The sequence below is a fragment of the Halorubrum sp. AJ67 genome (genome assembly GCF_000513435.1).
In genome coordinates this window covers 168,059-175,629 of the sequence record NZ_CBVY010000005.1, presented here as the reverse complement: position 1 = coordinate 175,629, position 7,571 = coordinate 168,059, and the positions used below count along the sequence as shown (strand labels likewise).

Genomic DNA, 7,571 nt, shown 5'->3' with positions numbered 1-7,571 from the left:
GAGCGCGCACGAGCCGAACTGGCCGCCGGCCGGCCGGACGAGGCCGCCCGGATCGCCTACGCGGCGGTCCGGGCTCGACTCAGTCGGTCGACGGACGACACCGCGGCGACCCACTGGGAGTTCTACCGGCGGCGGCGCGACGAGGACGGGGTGGATTCGGACGGGCTCAAGGCGGTCACGGAGGCGTACGAGCAGGCGGTGTTCGCCCCGCACGGCGTTCCTTCGGAGACGGCCGACAACGCCGTCGACGCGAGCGACGACGTCGCCGATACTCGGTCGTCAGTGAGCCGAAGCGACGACTGAACGAGGCCGTCTCGCGGGCAGCCTCCGCGCTCTTTCGGTTCTACGGAGAGCCCGACCGAGACGACCGCTCCCGGCGGCGGCGACACTTCGCACAGCGCGCGGCCGCGGAGAGCCCGCGCACGATCGGTCGGCCGCAGTCACACCGCGGTCGAGATGACGATCCACCCATGCGTCACCGTCGCTACCGCGCGTATATAAACATCGTCTGGTGAAACATATTAATTCCTAAACCATTGTCCGGCGAACGGGTTCATGCCGGGGGCGGGTCCGTGGTCGTCGGGCCGCGCCGTGGTCGTCGGCCGCGCGCAGAAGCCCAGTGCCATCCGGACGGTCGTGGATCAAAGAGCGGTCGAGATTGTGGATCGTTCCCACTTCACTGGGTTTCCGGTGATCGATCGGGTACCTCACCCGGACCAGACCGACAGCGATTCCAGTACGGTTATATTGATGACAGTACGGGGAGTAGACATGCAGGACGCTCGAATTCTGGTGACCGGCGGCGCGGGCTTCATCGGGTCGAACCTCGCGAACCACCTCGCCGACGCCGGCAACGACGTGTTGGCGCTGGACAACGGCTACCTCGGCACCGAGGGGAACCTCGACGAGGCGGTCGAGTACGTCGACGCGGACGTCCTCGACGAGGACCTCCCGACGGACGTCGACGTCGTGTTCCACCTCGCCGCGCTGTCGAGCCGGCAGATGCTCGAAGAGAACCCGCGAGAGGGCGCGCGCGTGAACATCGAAGGGTTCGTGAACGTCGTCGAGCAGGCGTACGCGGACGGCTGTGACACGGTCGTGTACGCCTCGACCTCGTCGGCGTACGGCAGTCGAACCGAGCCGAGCCCCGAGGACATGGACTTGGAGGCCGCGACGGGATACGACGCGTCGATGCTCGGGCGGGAGCGCTACGCCGAGTACTACAACAACTTCTACGACGACCTGACGTGTGCGGGGATGCGCTTCTTCTCGGTGTATCAGGGCTACGCCGGCAACGAGGCGCACAAAGGCGAGTACGCCAACACCGTCTCGCAGTTCGCTGACAAGATCGCGAACGGCGAGTCACCCGTCCTCTGGGGTGACGGGAGCCAGACGCGCGATTTCACGCACGTCGACGACATCGTCCGCGGGCTGATCGCGACGGCCGACCATGGACTGACCGGCGTGTACAACCTCGGCACCGGCGATCCGTACTCGTTCAACGAGATGATCGACCTGATCAACGACGCGCTGGGGACGGACGTCGAACCCGAGTACGAGCCGATTCCCTTGGAGAACTACGTCCACGACACGTGCGCGGACATCTCGAGGATCCGCGAGGCCACCGGGTGGGAACCGGAGATCGACTTCGAGGACGGCGTCGCACGGGTGTGTGAGCCGTATCTAGACGCGTAGCGATCGAGCGCGTCGAAGGTCTCACGACAGCGAGTGGATGTCTGTAAGATTATTCACTCAGAAAGAAAATTTCATATAGTTGTACTGATGTACGACACGTATACGATCTTTGTAGCTCATGGCGTCCACTACTACCGCTCCATCGGAGTCGGAGTCAGAACTTGCCCGTGACGACCCGCTTAGCGCCGACGAACTCCTCGTCGACCGAGAGTCGGCGACGACACCGGAGCTGTCGGTCGTCATGCCGACGCTGAACGAGGAAGAAGGAATCGAGACGTGTCTCAACTGGATCAAGAGTGCCGTCGAGGAGCTCCAGCTCCCGACGGAGATCATCATCAGTGACAGCTCGACGGACCGCACGCCGGAGATCGCCCGAGAGATGGGCGCGATCGTCGTCGAACCCGACGGGAAAGGGTACGGCTACGCCTATCGGTACGCCTTCGAGCGGACGCGTGGCCAGTACATCGTCATGGGCGACGCCGACACCACGTACGACTTCACGCAGATCCCGCGGCTGCTCGACCATCTCGAGGAGACGGGCGCTGACGTGGTGATGGGGAGCCGTCTCGACGGAGAGATCAAAGACGGTTCGATGCCTACGCTCCACCAGTACGTCGGAAACCCACTCCTGACCCAGTTCCTGAACGCGTTCTACGAGGCCGGCGTGAGCGACGCCCACAGCGGCTTCCGGATCTTCACCCGCGAGGCGTACGAGCGGATGGACTTAGAGACCGACGGCATGGAGTTCGCCTCGGAGATGATCATGGACGCCGGCGCGAAGGACCTCCAGATCGCCGAGGTACCGATCGTGTATCACGAGCGGGAGGGCGAGGAGACGCTCGACAGCTTCCGTGACGGCTGGCGACACGTCCGGTTCATGCTCGTGAACGCGCCCGGCTACCTGTTTTCCGTGCCCGGTGTGTTGCTGGCGCTGTTCGGCGCGGCCGTGATGGCGGTCGCGCACACGGGCGTCGCGCTCGGCGAGGTGACGCTCGGCGTGAACTCGATGATCGCCGGGAGTCTCTTCACGATCCTCGGGATTCAGGTCGGGACCCTCGGCGTGTTCGCGACCGTCGCCAGCGACCCGATCCAGAAACCCGGCGACGCGGTGACCTCGTGGGTGTCGACGTACGGAACGCTCGAACGCGGCGCGACGGCCGGCCTGATCGTGTTCGCCGCCGGGGCCAGCTACGCGACCTGGCTGATCGTCGACTGGGCGCTGAACGGCTTCGCCGCCGTGCCGTTCACGACGAGCGGGCTCGTGGCGTTCACCGCGATCGTGGTCGGCGTCCAGCTCGTGTTCTCGTCATTCTTCTTCAGCGCCGTGAACTAGGGGGCCAGCCCGCTCGGAGCGGGCTCCGAGACGGGCGGTCCGTCTCCGTGACGATCAGTCGGCCGACGGATCGGAATCGACGTTGGTGAGTTCGAACCGTGCGCCGCCCGCGGTCCCGTCGGTCACGCGGATCGTCCAGCCGTGCGCCTGGACGACTCGGTTCACGATCGACAGTCCGAAGCCGGTTCCCGCCGGGGCGGTCGAGTATCCGGCCGTGAACACGTCGGTCCGGTCGTCCGCGGGGATCCCCGGTCCGTCGTCCGCGACGTAGAAGCCGTCGGGCAGGTCCCCGACGGTGACGGTGACGCCCGTTCCGGCGTGTTCAACGCTGTTCCGGAAGCAGTTCTCGAACAGCTGCCGGAGTCGACTCGGGTCAGCGCGGAGCGTCAGGTCGGTCTCGTTCACGAGCGTGGCATCGGCGGTCTCGACGGTCCCCCAACAGTCGTCGACGAGCGGCGCGAGATCGAGTATCTCCGTCTCGGTGACCTGGTCGCCGATCCGCGCGAGCCGCAGGAGATCGTCGATCAGTTCCTCCATCCGGTCGAGCGCGTTCATCGTGTCGTCGAGGTACGCGCTGTCACACTCGTCGGACGCCAGTTCCACGTTTCCCGCCGCGACCTGAAGCGGGTTCCGGAGGTCGTGTGAGACGATACTGGTGAACTCCTCAAGCCGGCGTTTCTCCCGTTCGAGCTCCCGCTCGCGTCGCTTCTGGTCGTCGACATCGAGGTGGATCCCCACCGCCCGGACCGGCTCGCCGTCGTCGCGCTCGACGATCGTTCCGATATCGCGGATCCACTTCCAGTCGCCGTCCGCGGTGCGCATCCTGTGTTCCGTGTCGTAGTACTCGGTCTCGCCGTCGACGTGCTCCGCCAACGCCGCCTCGACGGCGGCGAGGTCGTCCGGGTGGACGCGATTCTCCCACGTTTCGAGCCGCGGCTCAAGCGCTGACAGCGAGTAGCCGAGCATCTCGGCCCACTTGTCGTTGAACCGCACGGCGTCGGTCCGCATGTCCCAGTCCCAGACGCCGAGGTTGGCCCCCTCGATGGCGAGTTCGAGGCGAGTCGTCGTGCGTTCGAGCCGCGACGCCTGATCCTCGCGGTCAGTGACGTCCCGAACGGTACAGACGAGTTCGCCGCCGTCGGTCAGCGAGACGGCCCGATCCGCGGTGAACGTACTGCCGTCCGCCCGGCGACCGACCGTCTGACCGTGCCAGCTCCCGGCTTCCCGTACGGTCGATCGGATCTCGGTGCGGAGGTCGGGGCTCACCTCGTCGGGAAAGACACGCTCCCAGTGGTCGCCGATCAGGTCCTCGGCGTCGTAGCCGTACAGCGCGGCGTACGCCTCGTTCACGAAGGCGAATCGCTCGTCGTCCAGTATGGCGATCCCCTCCTGTGCGGTTTGGATCGCGTCGATGTGGCGTCGCCGTTCGCGCTGAGCGACGACGCTGTCGACGGCGTTGTGGATCCGGTTCGCGAGCACGGCGTACTGGCTCGAATCGCCCCCCTTCTGGAGATAGTCCGTGACGCCGGCCGCGATCGCGTCGCTGGCGACGGCCTCGGATCCGTTTCCCGTGAACAGGATGACGGGGAGGTCGGGATACGCGTCGCGGATGGCTTCGAGGAACGCGACCCCGTCTCGGCCCGGCAGCTCGTAGTCGGAGACCACACAGTCGATAGCGGTGGCAGCGAGACGATCGAGCCCCGTGTCCGCATCCGTCGCCGTCTCGACCGTCAGGCGTCCGCTCTCGGCTTCGAGCAGGGCCGCCGCCGTCTCGACGAGCTCCGGGTCGTCGTCCACGTAGAGCACGTGAATCGTCTTCGGACGCGTGATCGCAGACGCCGCCATTCGTCACCAACACATCAACCAGACAATATAAATGTTACAGATAAGCGGTGGTCGCCGGGTGAGTACGCGGCAGCCGGTGATCCGCCCGCTTGCGATCGTCAACGGTTAGCCGCGTCCGAGCGACGGAGACGATATGGATCCGGTGACACACGGCGCGGTCGCGTATCTGCTGTACGTCGCGTACGCGGCGGCAACCACCCGCCGGCTGCCGGTCCGCTGGGCGCTCGTGCCGCTGGCGGTCGGCAGCCAGTTCCCGGACCTGATCGACAAACCGCTGGCCTACTGGGGCGTGTTAGTCTACGGGCGCTCGCTCGCGCATTCGGTGTTCGTGCTGTTCGGCGTGTGCGGCGGTCTCTGGTGGGTCATGCGGTCCGAGTCGACCCCGGTCGGCGATCGGATTCCCGACCGGCTGCGTGAAGTCGCGCCGGCCGCGTTCGCGGTCGGGTACGTGGCGCACCTGCTCGGCGACGCCTGGGGTGGGCTGCTCGCCGGCGACCTCGCATCGATGCGGTTCCTCGCGTACCCGTTGGTCAGCGTCCCCCGAAGCCCGAGCGACGACATCGCCCCGTGGGTTCGCGTCCTCGAGATCTATCGCGAGCCGGCCGCAGCGGTCCAGATCGAGATCGTCGCGGCCGCGCTCGTCACGTTCGTCGGGCTGCGGCTGTGGGCGGCTCGACGCGGCCAGTGGCCGAGACGCGAACCGTGAGCCGATGGAACGTAGTAGTTGACGAGCGCGAGAGAAATCGACGAAGAGCGAACAGCCCAGACGACTCGCCGAGACTGCGAGCGACAGGTCGAAACTACCCGTCGAGCTCGCGGGCGAACACGCGCTCGTCGCACGTGTCGCATTCAAGCGCGGTCTGCCAGCCCTCGTAGGCGTGGTCGCTTGGCGGCACGCTGACGACATCGATGTCCGTGTCGCCACACTCGGGGCACTCGGCGGGGAGGGGCATACGCCGCCCTGTCACGTCATCACATATTAATGGTCCGTATTAGGAATCCAAGTGGTTTCAGTTTGATACTATGTGTGTCGCCGGTCCGGTCGTTGGACCCGGGACGCAGGTACGCGTCGTCACCGAATTCAGTGGCAGTAAGTACTAACACGTCGGATAAATAGCGTGGTGTGGTGGTTAATTCACAGCGGTACAAGCCCGGAAGCCCACGACTTCAGTCGTAGGTCACTGACGGTTGATCTGGATCTGCTGGGTCCGCCCGTCCGGTGCGGTCTCGACGAGATCAAGCTCGGAAAGCAGTTTGACCGCCTTTGAGATCGTTCCCTTATTCGCCCCGGTGAGGCTTACGAGTTCCCTCATCGAATATTTCGCATACAGCCGGTCGATGAGAACAGCAAGAACGTCCTGTATCGCTTGGTATCGGAATACCCGATCCTCCGGAAACGGATACTACATCGCTATCGAGATTGACTCTTTCCTATTAGGCATACGATTCCTATTAGGAAACAAAATCAAAACTCTATCGGTGAACTGGTCTAATTACGACGTGCTGGATTGTGACTCTTAGAGGCAGTGTCCACAGCGATGGAAGCCCACGACTGAAGTCGTGGGTCACTGACTGACGGTTGTGGCTGCGCGCGCAGCGACCGCCGGGAGCGAGCACGGAGCGGAGGGTGGGGCGTGGGGTGTGGCTGGATGGTGCGGCCACACCGATCAGCCAGCCGATCGCCAATCTCGAACCCAGCCACGCAGCGATTACCCGGCAAAAAAAGAGGAACCGTACCGGCCTACGTGTCCCACCACCGGTCGCGTTCGGGGAAATCGACCCGCGACCACCCAGTCAGCGCCACCGACACGCGGCCGTCGTACCAACTCATCGCGACATCGACCAGTCGCACCTGCTCGCCCTCGTTGATGCGCGGTTGGTCGGATTTCTGCCACACCGTCACCTTGATCCGCCCAGTGTCGTCTGCGAGCAGCCCGACTTGTTGGATGGCTGGATGCGCAGGATCCCAGTCTTCACTCCACGTCCCTGCGATACTCACCGTGCCGCGACCAACCTCGCTGACCGTATCGATCGGAATGATCGTTCCGGGTGCCTGCTGAATCTGCTCTGTCACCCCGATGACCGCCGTCGTCACGCTCTCGCCGTCGGCCACGCGCCGTGCGAGCTGCCGGCTCACCGCCGCGGGTGTCCAGCCTGTGGTGTTCGTCGCGATCCGCCGCGCTTCCTGATTTACCGTCGCCAGCTCATCTTGTGACAGCGTCGCTCTGGGATCGTCTCGTTCGGGGTCAGCCCATGAGGCCACGCTCGCGCGCCGCTCGGCGAACCGGTCCCGGCGTTGGCGACTCCCTTCAGCGGCCACCTGCCGCGTCCGGGCCTCCCGATCGGAGGACTGTCTCCGATCCCACCGCTCTCGGGTGCGGGCCTTCTCGGCTTCACGCGCGAGCGCCTTCTCCTCGGCGGCCAGCGACAACCCACGCAGTCCCGCATCGGGATGGTTCGCGTCCACCTTCGCCTGCGTCTGAAGCTCGACCCGGGGCCGCAATGGCTCAGCGTCTGGCTCCGTCTCAGCTGGTTCGAGTCCCTGCTCATCCACCGAAACCTCTTTTGTTGACACGTTGGTATTACTCATTGGAGTGTTCCACTCCGAAGGCGCTCACGCGCCGCGCCCGCGATCCCTTTCATCGCGGATTTTCGACGTCGACGCCCGACAGCCACGACTGCGCGCTCTCGCTCGCGC

Annotated in this window: 8 protein-coding genes; 4 read left to right on the top strand and 4 right to left on the bottom strand. The window is 65.1% G+C overall.

Annotated features, from left to right (window positions below; genetic code table 11):
- From BN903_RS17315 to BN903_RS06980, 3 genes are all read left to right on the top strand, one after another.
- On the top strand, positions 1-303 hold a 303-nt coding region (locus BN903_RS17315; protein ID WP_048077048.1), incomplete at its 5' end, for a DUF4129 domain-containing protein.
- 468 nt (positions 304-771) lie between these two features.
- A complete protein-coding gene (locus BN903_RS06985; RefSeq protein WP_048077047.1) occupies positions 772-1,695 on the top strand; it encodes an NAD(P)-dependent oxidoreductase in 924 nt (307 codons plus the stop codon).
- 118 nt (positions 1,696-1,813) lie between these two features.
- Positions 1,814-3,028, top strand: coding sequence for a glycosyltransferase (locus tag BN903_RS06980; RefSeq protein WP_079890604.1), 1,215 nt, complete (start codon positions 1,814-1,816; stop codon positions 3,026-3,028).
- Positions 3,029-3,082: 54 nt separating this feature from the next.
- Here the strand turns inward: BN903_RS06980 and BN903_RS06975 are convergent, their stop codons facing one another.
- A complete protein-coding gene (locus BN903_RS06975; RefSeq protein WP_048077046.1) occupies positions 3,083-4,873 on the bottom strand; it encodes a PAS domain-containing protein in 1,791 nt (596 codons plus the stop codon).
- Positions 4,874-5,006: 133 nt separating this feature from the next.
- On the opposite strand from BN903_RS06975, the gene BN903_RS06970 reads away from it, so the two are divergent.
- Positions 5,007-5,579 (top strand): metal-dependent hydrolase, encoded by a 573-nt coding sequence (locus tag BN903_RS06970; RefSeq protein WP_048077045.1) that lies wholly within the window; start codon positions 5,007-5,009, stop codon positions 5,577-5,579.
- Positions 5,580-5,673: 94 nt separating this feature from the next.
- Here BN903_RS06970 and BN903_RS16585 read toward each other — a convergent pair whose 3' ends face one another.
- The 3 genes from BN903_RS16585 to BN903_RS06965 all read right to left on the bottom strand — a co-directional run bounded on the left by BN903_RS16585 (position 5,674) and on the right by BN903_RS06965 (position 7,463).
- Complete coding sequence (locus tag BN903_RS16585; RefSeq protein WP_154018074.1) at positions 5,674-5,826, bottom strand: hypothetical protein; 153 nt, start codon at positions 5,824-5,826, stop codon at positions 5,674-5,676.
- 225 nt (positions 5,827-6,051) lie between these two features.
- Positions 6,052-6,186: a hypothetical protein gene (locus BN903_RS18315; RefSeq protein WP_255331279.1), complete on the bottom strand. Its 135-nt coding sequence runs from the start codon at positions 6,184-6,186 to the stop codon at positions 6,052-6,054.
- Positions 6,187-6,614: 428 nt separating this feature from the next.
- Entirely contained in the window at positions 6,615-7,463 is an 849-nt protein-coding gene (locus BN903_RS06965; RefSeq protein WP_048077044.1) for a DNA-binding protein, read from the bottom strand.
- Between the last annotated feature and the right edge of the window lie 108 nt (positions 7,464-7,571).